Consider the following 18,766-nt stretch of genomic DNA (forward strand, 5'->3'; position numbering starts at 1 on the left):
ATTAAAATTAATTATTTAATTGAGAAATGGTTAGGGAGAACCTACATGGCCATAAGCATCAAGGGTGTTAATACCGGTGTTATTCGCAAGAGTAATAATTTCATTGCACTGGCGCTGAAAATTAAAGAGCCTCGCAATAAAGAATCGTTGTTCTTTATGTCTGTGATGGAACTGCGCGACCTTCTGATTGCGCTGGAAAGTCGTCTGCATCAAAAGCATAAACTGGATGCTGATGCACGCCTTCAGTATGAGCAAGCTCGCGATAAAGTCATTAAGAAAATGGCAGAAAACATCCCGGAAATTCTGGTTGATGAGCTTAAAAATGCCGATATTAATCGCCGGGTTAACACGCTGGAACTTACCGATAATCAGGGCGAAAATCTTAATTTCGCATTAACGCTACATGATGGCAGCAAATGCGAATTAGTGGTCAATGAGTTGCAGATTGAAATGCTGGCGCGAGCAATCATTCATGCAATTAATAATGCAGAAATGCGTGAACTGGCGTTACGTATTACATCGTTGTTAGATTTCCTGCCGTTATATGATGTCGACTGCCAGGATGATGGTAATCTGGAATATGACACCTATTCCCAACCAGAATGGAAACATAATCTGTTTAGTCATTATCTGGCCGTACTTTATCGCTTTAAAGATGAAGGTGGCAAAGAGCAATTTAGCGGTGCAGTAGTGAAAACGCGTGAAGCAACACCGGGTAAAGAAGTGGAGGCTATCACTCGCCGGATGCTTGATTTCAGTCCTCGACTGAAAAAGCTCGCTGGAGTGCCGTGTCAGGTCTACGTTCGTACTGTGGCAGCCAATAACGCCCAACCACTAACCCAGGATCAATGCCTACGCGCACTACATCACCTACGCGTTCAATCCATCAGCAAAACTGCACCACAGGCGAAATAATCCCATCTTTGCTAATGCGAGGCTGGAGCCATCCAGCCTGAAATGACTGATAACGTGATCGTTGATCATGCCGGATGCGGCGTAAACGCCTTATCCGGCCTACAAATTCTCAAGTATTCAATCAGTTGCAATGCCTGATGTAGGCCTGATAAGCGAAGCGCATCAGGCAATTATACGTTTGTCACCCAGCCTCTGAATCCCATCAGTTCGGGCACTTATATACCTGACCGATAATCTGGCTGTCAGTCGGGACAAAGCTGGACAACATGCCCTGCGACGGGCTGCTGATACCATAAATCACGTTACCGCCCATTGCTGCCGCCTGGTTGCGCAGATCGTTTGCCGCACCGCGCATAGAACCGCCCTCTTCACCGTGTTGCCCGGAAAGCCAGTTACTTTGCTTACCGGTAGCAGTACCAATCAGCTGGCACTCTGCGCCTGGTTGCTCGTCCACGATGCGAACGCTCTGTCCGGCAGCGCTCAATTCGTTGCTGGAGCTACAACCCGCCATCAGTAGCGCGGCACCGACAATCCCTGCTAAGTATTTTACGTGCATGTTATTCCCCATAATCAATGAGCTGGACGCAACTCGCGTCGTCCGTGTCTGAATCTTATACTAGAAAGATGACCAAAAGAAAAACCCCCAGACATTTCTGCCCGGGGGTTTCTTTATTTCTGCGAGGTGCAGGGCAATGTCGGGTAGCAGCAGCGCATTACTGCGCCGCCGCCCCCTAAGAACCGTACGAGCGAGTTTCCCCGCATACGGCTCAAGCCTTAATAAGTTCAACCTACGAGTTGAACCAGCAGCAATGGTTAGCCTTTTGGAGGATATGGGTCATTTCCGTAAGAATTTCTCTCACGAATCTTTCCATTTTCTCCATGGATGAGAACCTCACTCTGTTGATTTATCGCAATACCGCGAGCAGCATCAATAGCTTCCTGCTGAGTACGGTGATGCGACGTATCTCGAGAATTACCTTCTCCCAAAACAGCCCAACCATCATCCCGCTTCACTACATGTTGATTTTTACCCATTATATTTACCTTATCGTTAATAGCACAGAGGCATACTATATATATGGACAACAAACCCAATTTCAATACTACATATTGAAATTTACATGCAACTGAATGTGGCAACCTGGATGCAACATCACCAGATTCTCAAGCTCGTCACCACCTCCCAGATGCTTCGGGTGGATATGATGAACGTGCCAGCCTGTTCCCTTTGTAATTAACTGGTTACAGAACGGACAGTGTTTTTCCTGCCTGAGCCAGAGCGCCAGCAACTTCTTCCTGCCCTGCATGGTTTCCTTCCAGTGACGCTCAAGGCGCTGTTCGAAGTACAGTTCCCATTCAGGCAGATAAGGGTTAGCCTCCGCCTTTATCTTGATGTGCCGTTTAATGACGGTGTCTTTTGCATAAACTAAAGTCACCGGATTTTCCTTATCCTCCCGCCATTGAAACGTCCAGAGCCGGTTGCCCACCGTGTGAAAGTATTTCGCCTTCACCCAGCGTTTGTAGCGGTTTTTATGCCGCCTGCAACACCAGCGCCAGAGCAACTTCCAGACACGGTAATCCACATAGCTGAATGTCTCCTTCGCCACCACATGCCGGTGATAGTTTGCCCAGCCCCGTAATGCGGGATTGAGCTGGCGTATCAACCAGTTCTGCGGCTGCGTCGGATGACGCTTCACAATGTCCCTCACTTTCGCCAGAAACGTTCGCAGGTTCTTACGGGAAGGCTTTATCAGCATTTTCCCGCGATACTTGCGCACGTTCTGACCGAGGAAGTCAAAACCCTGCTCAATGTGCGTTATCACCGTTTTCTCCGGCGACAATTGCAGCCCCCGCTCCGCCATAAAGGCTTCAACGAGAGGTTTGACTTCGTTCTCCAGCAATTCTTTCGAAATGCCGGTAATAATGAAATCATCCGCATAGCGCACATAGTTGACCTTGGTCTTGTAGCTGGCTTTGGTGTTCTTCATCCCAAACCGGGATTCAAGCACCGCCTCCAGACCATCAAGCGCCATATTGGCCAATACCGGCGAGATAATGCCGCCCTGAGGCGTTCCCGCACCGGTTGCGTGGTAATGACCGGACTCCATGTAGCCTGCCTTCAGCCACTTACCCAGCACCTGCTTATCCATCGGGATATGCGTCAGTAACCAGTCATGGCGGATGTTATCGAAGCACCCTTTGATGTCGCCCTCCAGCACCCACTGCGCCGAGTTGCCCCGACTGAGCGCCACAAAGCACTGTTCAATGGCGTCTGCCGTTGAACGCATCGGACGAAAACCATAACTGTTGCGGTCAGCGGTGGTTTCCGACACGGGTTCCAGCGCCAGCAGGTATAACGCCTGCATAGCCCTGTCTCTCATGGTCGGTATCCCGAGCGGACGCAACTTGCCGTTCGACTTCGGGATATACACCCGCCGCAGCGGTTTAGGGTGATATCCGGTTCTCTTCATATCGAAGATAGCCTCCCATTTGGTTTTCGGGGTACTCCATAACTTTCCATCCACACCGGGGGTATTCTTGCCCCGGTTTTCCGTGACTCGTCTGACCGCTAATGCCTTAGCCGCCAGCGAACGGGTCAGCATTCGTTGCAGCGCTTTTACCCGCCGCCACTCCTGCCGAAGTGCTGCCTTCGCAATGCGTACCTGTAGCTTTCTCACCGCTTCTGAGGTTTTACGCCAGTCAATGGCGTGCCACCTTTCCGGGCGGGAAGATGCAGATACCACCTGCGATTCAACTCGCGTTTCGGTATTCACCTTGCTATCCTCCTGAATGCTCTGTGGAGAGCACCCTGAGGACGAACGTGGATTTCCCCCGAGGGAGAAATCACGTTTCGCCCCTCGGGGTTTACATTCAATAAGCTTTACAAGCCTTATTACGATTTAAGACCAACTGGAAGTCTGCCCCGTTTCCGGTGAAGCCCTGTTTCATGCCTCTATCCACGCCATTACAGCGCGGCGTTTGCTTTCTCCAGTCTCCCTTACCCGCATACCCAACAGTTCGCCTTACGACTCCCCTGCCTCTTTGAGGCGAATATACGGGCTTACCGAGTTCCGTACAGATGACACGTATCGGTTAGGTTCTGCCTATCCACCGGTGGCGCTCATATCAGCGTATCCCCAGATGTAAAAGGGATAACCTGTCCACCCACCTTTTTGGTCAGAGCGTATCAACGACTTACGCTCAATGCGGCTGACGGTGTTTAACAGCAGTTCACGTACGTTAACCTTACGATACAGCCTAGCCTCTCATGGTCATGTCGTTAGACCAATCCAGATGGCGTCCTCGCGGATACCAGCCGCCGCTTGCGCGGGAGTACGTTGTCAGGAAGCTCCGCACCCCACCGTTACCAGTGACGCACTATCCCTAGGCTACCGTTGGCTGAACAACGGGTTCTTCTTCGCTGTTTCTGCTCAGAAAATAGCGACAGAACGATCATCGGTACAGCTTGCGCTGCATTCCTCTTGTGAAGATCGCGAGCAAAACGATCCCGCCCCGTTCATGAATCCATGAAAGGATGAAGTGATGATGTATGGCAAACCGCGCCATAATCGTTGATGATGTAACGTCAATCGGGAATGATCGACGTCTGCCCTGATGGGCACTCTGTGCAGAATAAACTGCTACAGATAACGGAGTGAAAGTAATGGGCACGTTACTGTCCATTACTGAAAGGTAACCCAAACTGCGGGTGCGTATTCCACCGTCGAAACGGTTCCACCTTATGCTACGCTAGGGATTTTGTGAGAGCGGGTACTTGACCCGCTCTCACGGGGCGCATAAGCTAACTGCAAGAGAAGATTTTCTCTAGTTTATTCAGCCAGTTACGCAGAGGAATGCGACTCTCGTCGCATTACATCATGCCGCCCATGCCACCCATGCCGCCCATACCGCCAGCAGCGCCTAAGTCAGCTGCATCGTTTTTCGGCAGGTCGGTAACCATGCACTCGGTGGTGATCATCAGGCCAGCCACAGAAGCTGCGTACTGCAGAGCAGAACGAGTTACTTTGGTTGGATCCAGGATACCCATGTCGATCATGTTGCCGTATTCTTCGGTTGCTGCGTTGTAGCCGTAGTTGCCGTCGCCAGCTTTAACGGTGTTAGCAACAACAGACGGTTCTTCACCGCAGTTCAGTACGATCTGACGCAGCGGAGCTTCCATTGCACGCAGTGCAACTTTGATACCCACGTTCTGCTCTTCGTTCTGACCACGCAGGTCAGCCAGTTTAGACGCTACGCGGATCAGCGCAACACCACCACCAGCAACCACGCCTTCTTCTACCGCAGCACGGGTCGCGTGCAGGGCGTCTTCAACGCGTGCTTTTTTCTCTTTCATTTCAACTTCGGTAGCAGCACCAACTTTGATAACTGCAACGCCGCCTGCCAGTTTCGCTACGCGCTCCTGCAGTTTTTCACGGTCGTAGTCAGAAGTTGCTTCTTCAATCTGCTGACGGATCTGAGCAACACGGCCCTGAATCGCAGCTTCTTCACCCACGCCATCGATGATGGTGGTGGTGTCTTTGTTGATCACAACACGTTTAGCCTGGCCCAGGTCTTCCAGGGTTGCTTTTTCCAGCTCCATACCAATCTCTTCAGAGATTACGGTACCGCCAGTCAGGGTTGCGATATCCTGCAGCATAGCTTTACGGCGATCGCCGAAGCCCGGAGCTTTAACCGCAGCGACTTTCACAATGCCACGCATGGTGTTAACAACCAGAGTTGCCAGCGCTTCGCCTTCAACATCTTCAGCGATGATCAGCAGCGGTTTGCCTGCTTTTGCAACGGCTTCCAGAACCGGCAGCATTTCGCGGATGTTGGAGATTTTCTTGTCAGCCAGCAGGATGAACGGGCTTTCCAGTTCTACTGCGCCAGTTTCCGGCTTGTTGATGAAGTAAGGAGACAGGTAGCCACGGTCGAACTGCATACCTTCAACCACGTCCAGTTCGTCCTGCAGACCAGTACCGTCTTCAACGGTGATAACGCCTTCTTTACCGACTTTGTCCATCGCTTCAGCGATCAGTTTACCTACGGTTTCGTCGGAGTTAGCGGAGATAGTACCAACCTGAGCAATCGCTTTAGAGTCGGAGCACGGTACGGACAGCGCTTTCAGTTCTTCAACTGCAGCAGTAACGGCTTTGTCGATACCACGTTTCAGGTCCATCGGGTTCATGCCCGCAGCAACAGCTTTCAGACCTTCAGTGATGATAGCCTGAGCCAGTACGGTTGCGGTGGTGGTACCGTCGCCTGCAGTGTCGTTCGCTTTAGAGGCAACTTCTTTCACCATCTGCGCACCCATGTTTTCGAACTTGTCTTCCAGTTCGATTTCACGAGCAACGGAAACACCATCTTTGGTGATGGTCGGTGCACCGAAAGATTTATCCAGAACTACGTTACGGCCTTTCGGACCGAGGGTAACTTTCACTGCATCTGCCAGTACGTTTACGCCGCGCAGCATTTTCACACGAGCGTCGTTACCGAATTTTACGTCTTTAGCTGCCATTATCTTTATTCCTTAAATTCGTATGTTCAGTGTCGTGCGCGGATTACGCTTCAACAATTGCCAGAATGTCGCTTTCGGACATGATCAACACTTCTTCATTGTCGATCTTCTCAGACTTCACACCGTAGCCATCATTGAAAATTACGATGTCGCCAACTTTCACATCCAGCGGCTTCACTTCGCCATTTTCAAGGATACGGCCATTGCCAACAGCCAGCACTTCGCCACGGGTAGATTTAGCCGCTGCAGAGCCGGTCAGAACGATGCCGCCAGCAGATTTAGTTTCAACTTCTTTACGCTTGACGATCACGCGATCATGCAATGGACGAATATTCATTGATAACTCTCCTTTGAGAAAGTCCGTATCTGTTATGGGTGACGCCGGACCTTACGTGGTTTCCCGGCTGGTGACCAGTGAAATGGGGATGGGCTTCTCCCCCTTCAAGGGGGCAAATGAAAAAAAATTCTGATCAGTACAAAATCGGGTAAAAATCCTGATTCACATCACATTTCATCGCAATTTCTCCATCGCCGCCATACGCGAATCTGATTGTGCTACCATCGAGATCCTGCGCAGTTGCCCAAATTTTGGGCACAATTGGACATTAACCCATGAGTGGACTCAAACAAGAACTGGGACTGGCCCAGGGGATCGGCCTGTTATCAACCTCATTATTAGGCACTGGCGTGTTTGCCGTTCCTGCGTTAGCTGCACTGGTAGCGGGCAATACCAGCCTGTGGGCGTGGCCCGTTTTGATTATCTTAGTGTTCCCGATTGCAATCGTCTTTGCGCTGCTGGGACGCCACTATCCCAGTGCGGGCGGCGTCGCACACTTCGTTGGCATAGCGTTTGGCTCGCGGCTTGAGCGAGTCACTGGCTGGCTATTTTTATCGGTCATTCCCGTAGGCCTGCCCGCTGCACTACAAATTGCCGCCGGCTTTGGCCAGGCAATGTTTGGCTGGCATAGTTGGCAACTGTTGTTGGCAGAACTTGGTACGCTGGCGCTGGTGTGGTACATCGGCACTCGCGGAGCCAGTTCCAGTGCCAATCTACAAACGGTGATTGCCGGGCTTATCGTCGCGCTGATTGTCGCTATCTGGTGGGCGGGCGATATCAAACCTGCGAATATCCCCTTCCCGGCACCTGGTAATATCGAACTTTCCGGGTTGTTTGCTGCGTTATCGGTGATGTTCTGGTGTTTTGTCGGTCTGGAGGCATTTGCCCATCTCGCCTCGGAATTTAAAAATCCAGAGCGTGATTTTCCCCGCGCTCTGATGATTGGTCTGTTGCTGGCAGGATTAGTCTATTGGGGCTGTACGGTTGTCGTCTTACACTTCGACGCCTATGGTGAAAAAATGGCGGCGGCAGCATCGCTTCCAAAAATTGTGGTGCAGCTGTTCGGTGTAGGAGCGTTGTGGATTGCCTGCGTGATTGGCTATCTGGCCTGCTTTGCCAGTCTCAACATTTATATACAGAGCTTCGCCCGATTAGTCTGGTCGCAGGCGCAACACAATCCTGACCACTGCCTGGCACGCCTCTCTTCTCGTCATATCCCGACTAATGCCCTTAATGCCGTACTCGGCTGTTGCGTGGTGAGCACGTTGGCGATCCATATGTTAGAGATCAATCTGGACGCACTTATCATCTATGCCAATGGCATCTTTATTATGATTTACCTGTTATGCATGCTGGCAGGCTGTAAATTATTGCAAGGACGTTATCGACTACTGGCGGTAATTGGCGGGCTGTTATGTGTTCTGTTACTGGCGATGGTCGGCTGGAAAAGTTTATATGCCTGATCATGCTGGCGGGGTTATGGCTATTTCTGCCAAAACGAAAAACGCCGGAAAATGGCATAACCACATAATCCGGCGTTTCGTCATTAATCCTGGCGATCGTCTTTATGATCAAGGCGGTCGCGGTCATCATCCTTTCGTTGATACTCACCATCAAAAGTATTACCGCCACCAGTCCCGGCGCTAAATCCGCCGCCCGGCATACGGGAAAAGCGCAAATGCGGCATCAGCTTCACCGTCAGGTGCTTTTGCACTGGCGGTAATAAAAGAAGAAGACCGAGGAAATCGGTGAAAAAGCCCGGTAATAAAAGCAGCAAACCGGCAATGATCAACGAAACACTTTTAATCATTTCCGCCGCTGGGTTTTCTCCCGCCGCCATTTTTTGTTGCATCAGCACAAAATTCTTAAAGCCCTGATTACGTACCAGTGACATACCAATAACTGAGGTGAATATAACCAGCACGAGGGTCAGCAATACCCCCAGGACATGAGCAACCTGAATAAAGATTGAAATCTCAATATAGACATAAAGGAAAACGGCAATTAAAGGTAACCAGCGCAAAGGTTTCTCCTGTAATAGCAACCAGTTAAATCTGGTCGCCTGAATGGGTTGCGAATCGCGTTCAGCTTATATTGTGGTCATTAGCAAAATTTCAAGATGTTTGCGCAACTATTTTTGGTAGTAATCCCAAAGCGGTGATCTATTTCACAAATTAATAATTAAGGGGTAAAAACCGACACTTAAAGTGATCCAGATTACGGTAGAAATCCTCAAGCAGCATATGATCCCAGGTATTCGGCCGATGCAGGGGATAATCGTCGGTCGAAAAACATTCGAAACCACATATATTCTGTGTGTTTACAGCAAATCATTGGCAGCTTGAAAAAGAAGGTTCACATGTCAAACAACATTCGTATCGAAGAAGATCTGTTGGGTACCAGGGAAGTTCCAGCTGATGCCTACTATGGTGTTCACACTCTGAGAGCGATTGAAAACTTCTATATCAGCAACAACAAAATCAGCGATATTCCTGAATTTGTTCGCGGTATGGTAATGGTTAAAAAAGCCGCAGCTATGGCAAACAAAGAGCTGCAAACCATTCCTAAAAGTGTAGCGAATGCAATCATTGCCGCATGTGATGAAGTCCTGAACAACGGAAAATGCATGGATCAGTTCCCGGTAGACGTCTACCAGGGCGGCGCAGGTACTTCCGTAAACATGAACACCAACGAAGTGCTGGCCAATATCGGTCTGGAACTGATGGGTCACCAGAAAGGTGAATATCAGTACCTGAACCCGAACGACCACGTTAACAAATGCCAGTCCACTAACGACGCCTACCCGACCGGTTTCCGCATCGCAGTTTACTCTTCTCTGATTAAACTGGTAGATGCTATTAACCAACTGCGTGAAGGCTTTGAACGTAAAGCTGTCGAATTCCAGGACATCCTGAAAATGGGTCGTACCCAGCTGCAGGACGCAGTACCGATGACCCTCGGTCAGGAATTCCGCGCTTTCAGCATCCTGCTGAAAGAAGAAGTGAAAAACATCGAACGTACCGCTGAACTGCTGCTGGAAGTTAACCTCGGCGCAACTGCAATCGGTACTGGCCTGAACACGCCGAAAGAGTACTCTCCGCTGGCAGTGAAAAAACTGGCAGAAGTTACTGGCTTCCCATGCGTACCTGCTGAAGACCTGATCGAAGCGACCTCTGACTGCGGCGCTTACGTTATGGTTCATGGCGCGCTGAAACGCATGGCTGTGAAGATGTCCAAAATCTGTAACGACCTGCGCTTGCTCTCTTCTGGCCCACGTGCCGGCCTGAACGAGATCAACCTGCCGGAACTGCAGGCGGGCTCTTCCATCATGCCAGCTAAAGTAAACCCAGTTGTTCCGGAAGTGGTTAACCAGGTTTGCTTCAAAGTCATCGGTAACGACATCACTGTTACCATGGCAGCAGAAGCGGGTCAGCTGCAGCTGAACGTTATGGAGCCGGTCATTGGCCAGGCCATGTTTGAATCCGTTCACATTCTGACCAACGCTTGCTATAACCTGCTGGAAAAATGCGTTAACGGCATCACTGCTAACAAAGAAGTGTGCGAAGGTTACGTTTACAACTCTATCGGTATCGTCACTTACCTGAACCCATTCATCGGCCACCACAACGGTGACATCGTGGGTAAAATCTGTGCCGAAACCGGCAAGAGCGTACGTGAAGTCGTTCTGGAGCGCGGTCTGTTGACTGAAGCAGAACTAGACGATATTTTCTCCGTACAGAACCTGATGCATCCGGCTTACAAAGCAAAACGCTATACTGATGAAAGCGAACAGTAATCGTACAGGGTAGTACAAATAAAAGAGGCACGTCAGACGACGTGCCTTTTTTCTTGTGAGCAGTAACTTAAAAACAACAACCTGATATCAACTTGTTAAAAAACAAGGAAGGCTAATATGCTAGTTGTAGAACTCATCATCGTTTTGCTGGCGATCTTCTTGGGCGCCAGATTAGGGGGAATTGGTATTGGTTTTGCAGGTGGATTGGGGGTGCTGGTTCTTGCCGCTATCGGCGTCAAGCCTGGTAACATCCCATTCGATGTCATTTCCATTATCATGGCGGTTATCGCTGCTATTTCTGCTATGCAGGTTGCTGGCGGTCTGGACTATCTGGTTCACCAGACAGAAAAGCTGCTGCGCCGTAACCCGAAATACATCACGATCCTTGCACCGATCGTAACCTATTTCCTGACCATCTTTGCTGGTACCGGCAACATCTCTCTGGCAACACTGCCAGTTATCGCTGAAGTTGCGAAGGAACAAGGCGTTAAACCTTGCCGTCCGCTTTCTACTGCAGTGGTATCCGCGCAGATTGCGATCACCGCATCGCCAATCTCTGCGGCGGTGGTTTACATGTCTTCCGTGATGGAAGGTCATGGCATAAGCTACCTGCATCTGCTCTCTGTGGTCATCCCGTCTACCCTGCTGGCAGTTCTGGTGATGTCCTTCCTGGTAACCATGCTTTTCAACTCCAAACTGTCTGACGATCCGATTTATCGCAAGCGTCTGGAAGAAGGTCTGGTTGAACTGCGCGGTGAGAAGCAGATTGAAATCAAATCCGGTGCAAAAACGTCCGTCTGGCTGTTCCTGCTGGGCGTAGTTGGCGTGGTTATCTATGCGATTATCAACAGCCCGAGCATGGGCCTGGTTGAAAAACCGCTGATGAACACCACTAACGCTATCCTGATTATCATGTTGAGCGTTGCAACCCTGACCACTGTTCTTTGCAAAGTGGACACCGACAACATCCTCAACTCCAGCACCTTCAAAGCAGGTATGAGCGCCTGTATTTGTATCCTGGGTGTTGCATGGCTGGGCGATACTTTCGTTTCCAACAACATCGACTGGATCAAAGATACCGCTGGTGAAGTCATTCAGGGCCATCCGTGGCTGCTGGCTGTTATCTTCTTCTTTGCTTCTGCTCTGCTGTACTCTCAGGCTGCAACTGCAAAAGCACTGATGCCGATGGCTCTGGCGCTGAACGTTTCTCCACTGACCGCTGTAGCTTCTTTCGCAGCCGTGTCTGGTCTGTTCATTCTGCCGACCTACCCGACGCTGGTTGCTGCGGTACAGATGGATGACACGGGTACCACTCGTATCGGTAAATTCGTCTTCAACCATCCGTTCTTTATCCCAGGTACTCTGGGTGTTGCCCTGGCCGTTTGCTTCGGCTTCTTGCTGGGCAGCGTGATGCTGTAATGACAAATCGCGGGGCGTTCACGCCCCGCTTTCTTTCCCGCCGACTAACATCCTTTCCCCGTCCGTTGTATAGTGACCTCTCTCTTGCGGTTCCATCTGTTCTTGCGAGGTGTTTATGCTTGATGAAAAAAAGTTCGAATACCGCGTCCGTCGTGGTGTTGTGCACCGCGCCGGATGAAGCGACGGCCCAGGAATTAGCCGCCAAAGTGTTGGCGGAAAAACTGGCGGCCTGCGCGACCTTGATTCCTGGCGCTACCTCTCTCTATTACTGGGAAGGTAAACTGGAACAGGAATACGAAGTGCAGATGATTTTAAAAACCACCGTATCTCACCAGCAGGCACTGCTGGAATGCCTGAAGTCTCATCATCCGTATCAAACCCCGGAGCTTCTGGTTTTACCTGTTACACACGGAGACACAGATTACCTCTCATGGCTCAACGCATCTTTACGCTGATCCTGCTACTTTGCAGCACTTCCGTTTTTGCCGGATTATTCGACGCGCCGGGACGCTCACAATTTGTCCCCGCGGATCAAGCCTTTGCTTTTGATTTTCAGCAAAACCAACATGAGCTTAATCTGAGCTGGCAGATCAAAGACGGTTACTATCTTTACCGTAAACAGATCCGCATTACGCCGGAACAAGCGAAAATTGCCGACGTGCAGCTGCCCCAGGGCGTCTGGCATGAAGATGAATTTTACGGCAAAAGCGAGATTTACCGCGAGCGGCTGACGCTTCCTGTGACCATCAACCAGGCAAGTGCGGGTGCGACATTGACTGTCACCTACCAGGGCTGTGCTGACGCCGGTTTTTGTTATCCGCCAGAAACCAAAACCGTTCCGTTAAGCGAAGTGGTTACTAACAACGCGACGCCACCGTCTGCATCAGTTCCGCAGCAAGAGCAGCCCGTCGCGCAATTGCCCTTTTCCGCGCTCTGGGCGTTGTTGATTGGTATCGGTATCGCCTTCACGCCATGTGTACTGCCGATGTACCCTCTAATTTCCGGTATCGTGCTGGGTGGTAAACAGCGGCTATCCACCGCCAGAGCATTGTTGCTGACTTTTATTTATGTGCAGGGGATGGGCGCTCACCTACACGGCGCTGGGTCTGGTGGTTGCCGCCGCAGGGTTACAGTTCCAGGCAGCGCTACAGCATCCTTACGTACTTATCGGCCTCGCTATCGTCTTTACCTTGCTGGCAATGTCGATGTTTGGCTTGTTTACCCTGCAACTCCCCTCTTCGCTGCAAACGCGCCTCACGCTAATGAGCAATCGCCAACAAGGTGGCTCGCCCGGCGGTGTGTTTGTTATGGGGGCAATTGCCGGGCTGATCTGTTCACCATGCACCACCGCACCGCTTAGCGCGATTCTGCTGTATATCGCCCAAAGCGGAAACATGTGGCTGGGCGGCGGCACGCTTTATCTCTATGCACTGGGCATGGGCCTGCCGCTGATGCTAATTACCGTCTTTGGTAACCGCCTGCTGCCGAAAAGCGGCCCGTGGATGGAACAGGTCAAAACCGCATTTGGTTTTGTGATCCTCGCACTGCCGGTCTTCCTGCTGGAGCGAGTGATTGGTGATATATGGGGATTACGCTTGTGGTCGGCGCTGGGTGTCGCGTTCTTTGGCTGGGCCTTTATCACCAGCTTACAGGCCAAACGCGGCTGGATGCGTATTGTGCAAATTATCCTGCTGGCAGCGGCATTGGTTAGCGTGCGCCCACTTCAGGATTGGGCATTTGGTGCAACACATACCACGCAAACTCAAGCGCATCTCAACTTTACACAAATCAAAACGGTAGATGAGTTAAATCAGGCGCTCGCTGAAGCCAAAGGCAAACCGGTGATGTTAGATCTCTATGCCGACTGGTGCGTCGCCTGTAAAGAGTTTGAGAAATACACCTTCAGCGACCCGCAGGTGCAAAAAGCGTTAGCAGACACGGTGTTACTTCAGGCCAACGTCACAGCCAACGACGCACAAGATGTGGCGCTGTTAAAGCATCTTAATGTCCTTGGCCTACCGACAATTCTCTTTTTTGACGGACAAGCCCAGGAGCATCCACAAGCACGCGTCACGGGCTTTATGGATGCTGAAACCTTCAGCGCACATTTGCGCGATCGCCAACCGTGAACGACACTTCAGTGGGAAAGACGGAGGAAAATAGCGTGCAACGTGAAGATGTACTGGGAGAAGCCCTGAAATTATTAGAATTACAAGGGATTGCCAACACCACGCTGGAGATGGTTGCTGAACGTGTGGATTATCCACTGGACGAGCTGCGCCGCTTCTGGCCAGACAAAGAGGCAATCCTCTACGATGCGCTGCGTTATCTTAGCCAACAGATAGATGTCTGGCGTCGTCAGCTGATGCTGGACGAAACGCAAACCGCCGAACAAAAGCTGCTGGCACGTTATCAGGCGCTATCGGAGTGCGTTAAAAACAACCGCTATCCGGGTTGTCTGTTTATCGCTGCCTGTACGTTTTATCCCGATCCTGGCCACCCTATTCATCAATTGGCCGATCAGCAAAAAAGCGCGGCCTACGACTTTACCCACGAACTGTTAACCACGCTGGAAGTGGACGATCCGGCGATGGTAGCAAAGCAGATGGAACTGGTGCTGGAAGGTTGTTTAAGCCGAATGCTGGTGAATCGTAGCCAGGCGGATGTCGATACCGCACATCGGCTGGCGGAAGATATCCTGCGCTTCGCCCGCTGCCGCCAGGGTGGCGCACTGACCTGACAGAAACACAGAAAAGAAGCGATTTGCCGCAATCTTAAGCAGTTGAATCGCTTTTACTGAAATTAGGTTGACGAGATGTGCAGATTACGGTTTAATGCGCCCCGTTGCCCGGATAGCTCAGTCGGTAGAGCAGGGGATTGAAAATCCCCGTGTCCTTGGTTCGATTCCGAGTCCGGGCACCAAATTCATATAAACGGACCTCCACGGAGGTCCGTTTTTCGTTTCAGGACGCGACGATTTAACCGTTCTTCCTCCAAATCACTCCCACCAAACTCAACCAAATTCTCCCCACATCACCAGCATTTTGCGGGTATCCCCCTGTTTGAGAAAATTTGTCCCGGAGCTATGACACTGACTGACGCAAAATGTCGTGCGGCCCCGTGATGCTGTTGAACGTCAAATGACGTCATCAGGAGCGTAACGCATCCATAAACAGAACGCCGACTGATGAGATTTCCTGGATGCGAACAAAGAGAAATGTATAACTCCGTTTGATCATGCAAAGACTAACAATCCATAAAAATAGTAAGCGTTCCAGGCAATTTTCCGGGGATTATTTTCTGAACGTTTTCTTTGGCAAAGATAATCAATCCTGGTGGTAAGGCAAATTACTTCTGATTCTCATTAAAGTCATTTCGTAAGGCGATGTAATCAAGAGGTTTACGGGTGGTAAAAATAACGTCTCACATTCACCTGTAATATGTAAACGCATCCATCTATAGATGGTAAAAATAGGTTATGGCAATTATCATTGCACCATTCCCTTTTCGAATGAGTTTTTATTATGCAACAACCTGTAGTTCGCGTTGGCGAGTGGCTTGTTACTCCGTCCATAAACCAAATTAGTCGCAATGGGCGTCAACTTACCCTTGAGCCGAGACTAATCGATCTTCTGGTTTTCTTTGCTCAACACAGTGGTGAAGTACTTAGCAGAGATGAACTTATCGATAATGTCTGGAAGAGAAGTATTGTTACCAATCACGTTGTAACGCAGAGTATCTCAGAACTGCGTAAGTCATTAAAAGATAATGATGAAGATAGTCTTGTCTATATCGCTACTGTACCAAAGCGCGGTTATAAATTAATGGTGCCGGTTATCTGGTACAGCGAAGAGGAGGGAGAAGAAATAATGCAATCTTCGCCTCCCCCTATACCAGAGGCGATTCCTGACACAGATTCCCCTTCCCACAGTCTTAACATTCAAAACACCGCAACGCCACCTGAACAATCCCCAGTTAAAAGCAAACGATTCACTACCTTTTGGGTATGGTTTTTTTTCCTGTTGTCGTTAGGTATCTGTGTAGCACTGGTGGCGTTTTTCCAGTCTTGAAACGCGTCTTCCTATGAGTAAATCGCGGATTTTGCTCAATCCACGCGATATTGACATTAATATGGTGAATAAGAGTTGTAACAGCTGGACTTCCCCGTATCAGCTCTCTTACGCGATAGGCGTGGGTGATTTGGTGGCGACATCACTTAATACCTTCTCCACTTTTATGGTTCATGACAAAATCAACTACAACATTGATGAACCGAGCAGTTCCGGTAAAACATTATCTATTGCGTTTGTTAATCAGCGCCAATACCGCGCTCAACAGTGCTTTATGTCGGTGAAATTGGTAGATAATGCAGATGGTTCAACCATGCTGGATAAACGTTATGTCATCACTAACGGTAATCAGCTGGCGATTCAAAATGATTTACTGGAGAGTTTGTCAAAAGCGTTAAATCAACCGTGGCCACAACGAATGCAGGAGATGCTCCAACAAATTTTGCCTAATCGTGGTGCGTTATTAACTAATTTTTATCAGGCACATGATTATTTAATGCATGGTGATGATAAATCATTGAACCGTGCCAGTGAGTTATTAGGTGAGATTGTTCAATCATCTCCCGAATTTACCTACGCGAGAGCAGAGAAAGCATTAGTTGATATAGTACGTCATTCTCAGCATCCTTTAGATGAAAAACAATTAGCAGCACTGAACACAGAAATTGATAACATTGCTACACTGCCAGGAATGAATAATCTGGCCATTCTCTATCAAATAAAAGCGGTCAGTGCTCTGACAAAAGGAAAAACAGACGAATCTTATCAGGCGATAAATACTGGTATTGACCTTGAAATGTCCTGGCTAAATTATGTGTTGCTTGGAAAAGTTTATGAGATGAAGGGGATGAACCGAGAAGCTGCTGATGCATATCTCACCGCCTTTAATTTACGCCCTGGAGCAAACACCCTTTACTGGATTGAAAATGGCATATTCCAGACTTCTGTTTCTTATGTTGTCCCTTATCTCGACAAATTTCTCGCTTCAGAATAAACGAATCCTGGGTTGATTCATTCGCGGGGATTTTTAGCGTTAAACGCTTGTATATTTATTGACATAACATGTTGCAGCAATTTATTTGCTGCATAATTTTTTATTACATAAACTTAACCAGCAACCTTCTCGTAATTCATTGTAAATATTGAATGTTTATCTTTTCATGATATCAACTTGCGATTCTGATCTGTTAATGAAGAGCTAAAATCCTCACTGACATAAACTTTTGTATTATTTCACCTAATCTTTAGGATTAATCTTTTTTTTGAGTAGTCTTGTCGCCAGTTTGGTCTGGTCAGTAAATAGTTATACATCATGACCCGGACTCCAAATTCTAAAATGAAATTAGGAGAAGAGCATGAGTTCTGCCAAGAAGATTGGGCTATTTGCCTGTACCGGTGTTGTTGCCGGTAATATGATGGGGAGCGGTATTGCATTATTACCTGCGAACCTTGCAAGTATCGGTGGTATTGCTATCTGGGGTTGGATCATCTCTATTATTGGTGCAATGTCGCTGGCTTATGTATATGCCCGACTGGCAACAAAGAACCCGCAACAAGGTGGCCCAATTGCTTATGCTGGAGAAATTTCCCCTGCATTTGGTTTTCAGACAGGTGTTCTTTATTACCATGCTAACTGGATTGGTAACCTGGCGATTGGTATTACCGCTGTATCTTATCTTTCCACCTTCTTCCCAGTATTAAATGATCCTGTTCCGGCGGGTATCGCTTGTATTGCTATCGTCTGGGTATTTACCTTTGTAAATATGCTCGGCGGTACCTGGGTAAGCCGTTTAACCACTATTGGCCTGGTGCTGGTTCTTATTCCTGTGGTTATGACTGCTATTGTTGGCTGGCATTGGTTTGATGCTGCAACTTATGCAGCTAACTGGAATACTGCGGGTACCACTGATGGTCATGCGATCATTAAAAGTATTCTGCTCTGCCTGTGGGCCTTCGTGGGTGTTGAATCCGCAGCTGTAAGTACTGGTATGGTTAAAAACCCGAAACGTACCGTTCCACTGGCAACCATGCTGGGTACTGGTTTAGCAGGTATTGTTTACATTGCTGCGACTCAGGTGCTTTCCGGTATGTATCCGTCTTCTGTAATGGCAGCTTCCGGTGCTCCGTTTGCAATCAGTGCTTCAACTATCCTCGGTAACTGGGCTGCGCCGCTGGTTTCTGCATTCACCGCCTTTGCGTGCCTGACTTCTCTGGGCTCCTGGATGATGCTGGTAGGCCAGGCAGGTGTACGTGCCGCTAACGACGGTAACTTCCCGAAAATTTATGGTGAAGTCGACAGCAACGGTATTCCGAAAAAAGGTCTGCTGCTGGCTGCAGTGAAAATGACTGCCCTGATGATCCTCATCACTCTGATGAACTCTGCCGGTGGTAAAGCATCTGACCTGTTCGGTGAACTGACCGGTATCGCAGTACTGCTGACTATGCTGCCGTACTTCTACTCTTGCGTTGACCTGATTCGTTTTGAAGGCGTTAACATCCGCAACTTTGTCAGCCTGATCTGCTCTGTACTGGGTTGCGTGTTCTGCTTCATCGCTCTGATGGGCGCAAGCTCCTTCGAGCTGGCAGGTACCTTCATCGTCAGCCTGATTATCCTGATGTTCTACGCTCGCAAAATGCACGAGCGCCAGAGCCACTCAATGGATAACCACACAGCATCTAACGCACATTAATTAAAAGTATTTTCCGAGGCT

At 49.3% G+C, this 18,766-nt stretch carries 12 protein-coding genes, 1 tRNA gene and 3 pseudogenes; 10 read left to right on the forward strand and 6 right to left on the reverse strand.

Going from position 1 to position 18,766, the window contains the following annotated elements; all coding sequences use genetic code 11:
- Positions 1-45 precede the first annotated feature (45 nt).
- Complete coding sequence (locus CRI63_RS07750) at positions 46-915, forward strand: YjeJ family protein (protein ID WP_130258492.1); 870 nt, start codon at positions 46-48, stop codon at positions 913-915.
- Positions 916-1,117: 202 nt separating this feature from the next.
- Here the strand turns inward: CRI63_RS07750 and CRI63_RS07755 are convergent, their stop codons facing one another.
- The 5 genes from CRI63_RS07755 to CRI63_RS07780 form a co-directional block, all read right to left on the reverse strand.
- A complete protein-coding gene (locus CRI63_RS07755; RefSeq protein ID WP_000558209.1) occupies positions 1,118-1,471 on the reverse strand; it encodes a DUF4156 domain-containing protein in 354 nt (117 codons plus the stop codon).
- Positions 1,472-1,728: 257 nt separating this feature from the next.
- Positions 1,729-1,950, reverse strand: coding sequence for a DUF2188 domain-containing protein (locus CRI63_RS07765; RefSeq protein ID WP_205713402.1), 222 nt, complete (start codon positions 1,948-1,950; stop codon positions 1,729-1,731).
- Positions 1,951-2,018: 68 nt separating this feature from the next.
- Entirely contained in the window at positions 2,019-3,689 is a 1,671-nt protein-coding gene (gene ltrA, locus CRI63_RS07770) for a group II intron reverse transcriptase/maturase (RefSeq protein ID WP_135519123.1), read from the reverse strand.
- Positions 3,690-4,786: 1,097 nt separating this feature from the next.
- On the reverse strand, positions 4,787-6,433 hold the full coding sequence (groL, locus tag CRI63_RS07775; protein WP_000729132.1) for a chaperonin GroEL: 1,647 nt from the start codon (positions 6,431-6,433) through the stop codon (positions 4,787-4,789).
- A gap of 43 nt (positions 6,434-6,476) precedes the next feature.
- Positions 6,477-6,770: a co-chaperone GroES gene (locus CRI63_RS07780; protein WP_001026276.1), complete on the reverse strand. Its 294-nt coding sequence runs from the start codon at positions 6,768-6,770 to the stop codon at positions 6,477-6,479.
- A 275-nt stretch (positions 6,771-7,045) separates the two neighbouring features.
- Here CRI63_RS07780 and yjeH point away from each other — a divergent pair.
- Positions 7,046-8,301 (forward strand): annotated as a pseudogene (gene yjeH / locus CRI63_RS07785) (L-methionine/branched-chain amino acid transporter).
- Between the two features lie 15 nt (positions 8,302-8,316).
- On the opposite strand, the gene CRI63_RS07790 reads toward yjeH, so the two are convergent.
- A complete protein-coding gene (locus tag CRI63_RS07790; protein ID WP_135385148.1) occupies positions 8,317-8,793 on the reverse strand; it encodes an FxsA family protein in 477 nt (158 codons plus the stop codon).
- 336 nt (positions 8,794-9,129) lie between these two features.
- On the opposite strand from CRI63_RS07790, the gene aspA reads away from it, so the two are divergent.
- The 8 genes and pseudogenes from aspA (at position 9,130) to cadB (ending at position 18,745) form a co-directional block, all read left to right on the forward strand.
- Entirely contained in the window at positions 9,130-10,566 is a 1,437-nt protein-coding gene (gene aspA / locus CRI63_RS07795; RefSeq protein WP_130205949.1) for an aspartate ammonia-lyase, read from the forward strand.
- A 117-nt stretch (positions 10,567-10,683) separates the two neighbouring features.
- Positions 10,684-11,985: an anaerobic C4-dicarboxylate transporter DcuA gene (dcuA, locus tag CRI63_RS07800; RefSeq protein WP_130216753.1), complete on the forward strand. Its 1,302-nt coding sequence runs from the start codon at positions 10,684-10,686 to the stop codon at positions 11,983-11,985.
- A gap of 122 nt (positions 11,986-12,107) precedes the next feature.
- Positions 12,108-12,440 (forward strand): divalent cation tolerance protein CutA, encoded by a 333-nt coding sequence (gene cutA / locus CRI63_RS07805; RefSeq protein WP_135408705.1) that lies wholly within the window; start codon positions 12,108-12,110, stop codon positions 12,438-12,440.
- Positions 12,416-14,114: pseudogene (gene dsbD, locus CRI63_RS07810) on the forward strand (protein-disulfide reductase DsbD). The gene cutA and the pseudogene dsbD overlap by 25 nt, the downstream one beginning before the upstream one ends.
- A 35-nt stretch (positions 14,115-14,149) precedes the next feature.
- Positions 14,150-14,725, forward strand: a complete 576-nt coding sequence (locus CRI63_RS07815; RefSeq protein WP_001188520.1) for a transcriptional regulator — start codon at positions 14,150-14,152, stop codon at positions 14,723-14,725.
- Positions 14,726-14,831: 106 nt separating this feature from the next.
- A tRNA-Phe gene (locus CRI63_RS07820) sits at positions 14,832-14,907 on the forward strand.
- A gap of 602 nt (positions 14,908-15,509) precedes the next feature.
- Positions 15,510-17,049: pseudogene (gene cadC, locus CRI63_RS07825) on the forward strand (lysine decarboxylation/transport transcriptional activator CadC).
- A 361-nt stretch (positions 17,050-17,410) separates the two neighbouring features.
- Positions 17,411-18,745 (forward strand): cadaverine/lysine antiporter, encoded by a 1,335-nt coding sequence (gene cadB, locus CRI63_RS07830; RefSeq protein WP_130216759.1) that lies wholly within the window; start codon positions 17,411-17,413, stop codon positions 18,743-18,745.
- Positions 18,746-18,766: the final 21 nt, after the last annotated feature.

Source organism: Escherichia sp. E2661, assembly GCF_004745185.1.
In the GTDB taxonomy this organism is placed as follows: Bacteria; Pseudomonadota; Gammaproteobacteria; order Enterobacterales; family Enterobacteriaceae; genus Escherichia.

Excerpts from the sequence above, each read along its gene's own strand:
- groL (WP_000729132.1), bottom strand. The coding sequence starts at position 6,433 with ATGGCAGCTAAAGACGTAAAATTCGGTAACGACGCTCGTGTGAAAATG.
- CRI63_RS07750 (WP_130258492.1), top strand. The coding sequence starts at position 46 with ATGGCCATAAGCATCAAGGGTGTTAATACCGGTGTTATTCGCAAGAGT.
- dcuA (WP_130216753.1), top strand. The coding sequence starts at position 10,684 with ATGCTAGTTGTAGAACTCATCATCGTTTTGCTGGCGATCTTCTTGGGC.
- CRI63_RS07755 (WP_000558209.1), bottom strand. The coding sequence starts at position 1,471 with ATGCACGTAAAATACTTAGCAGGGATTGTCGGTGCCGCGCTACTGATG.
- cutA (WP_135408705.1), top strand. The coding sequence starts at position 12,108 with ATGAAAAAAAGTTCGAATACCGCGTCCGTCGTGGTGTTGTGCACCGCG.
- CRI63_RS07780 (WP_001026276.1), bottom strand. The coding sequence starts at position 6,770 with ATGAATATTCGTCCATTGCATGATCGCGTGATCGTCAAGCGTAAAGAA.
- aspA (WP_130205949.1), top strand. The coding sequence starts at position 9,130 with ATGTCAAACAACATTCGTATCGAAGAAGATCTGTTGGGTACCAGGGAA.
- cadB (WP_130216759.1), top strand. The coding sequence starts at position 17,411 with ATGAGTTCTGCCAAGAAGATTGGGCTATTTGCCTGTACCGGTGTTGTT.
- CRI63_RS07765 (WP_205713402.1), bottom strand. The coding sequence starts at position 1,950 with ATGGGTAAAAATCAACATGTAGTGAAGCGGGATGATGGTTGGGCTGTT.